1 protein-coding gene is annotated in these 558 nt (G+C 27.6%); it reads right to left on the bottom strand.

Going from position 1 to position 558, the window contains the following annotated elements:
- Positions 1–124: 124 nt before the first annotated feature.
- Complete coding sequence (locus tag KTQ83_RS12010) at positions 125–448, bottom strand: hypothetical protein (RefSeq protein ID WP_217256967.1); 324 nt, start codon at positions 446–448, stop codon at positions 125–127.
- Positions 449–558: the final 110 nt, after the last annotated feature.

Raw genomic sequence — 558 nt, 5'->3', positions numbered from 1 at the left:
CATTAGAATTTAAAATTTATCTATTTTATGAGTCCTTTTTCTTGACGTAGTACCAACTTTGTAATTGGGTCATACTGATTTAACTCGCTATTTTCATTAATTAAATTCTCTTTATAATCTATCATCATTTTTTCTCCTGATCTTTATAATTCGTTACATAGTATTCTGTATAAATTTTAATTGCATTAAACGGAATGTATAATTCTAAAGCGAATGAACTTTGAATTGCCAATATATTCTCTCTAATCATTCGTATCTTTTTAGTATCGTTTAATTCGTTATTATCAAGAACTGACAGTAACGAACTTAAGAAATATTCCTCATCAGTATCTAAAACATATACTCTGCTTGGGTTCCTATCTATGAACTCATATTCAAGCAGTTCCTTTTCAACTCTGGGCAAAGATTTAATTTCTCTTATTACATTATCTTGTTTAACAATATTCATTATCTTTCCTTTGTTCTTTTATATCTTTTGTAGTTTGTAGAGTCTTTATTTTTATGGCTATGTCACAACAAACAGTTGATAAATAGCCATTTTTATAGGGGAGTATCAGA

This window comes from Holdemanella porci, assembly GCF_019052655.1.
Classification (GTDB): Bacteria; Bacillota_I; Bacilli_A; order Erysipelotrichales; family Erysipelotrichaceae; genus Holdemanella; species Holdemanella hominis.
The sequence above is the reverse complement of the archived record's forward strand: the minus strand, read 5'-3'. Positions and strand labels throughout refer to the sequence as shown.

Excerpts from the sequence above, each read along its gene's own strand:
- KTQ83_RS12010 (WP_217256967.1), bottom strand. The coding sequence starts at position 448 with ATGAATATTGTTAAACAAGATAATGTAATAAGAGAAATTAAATCTTTG.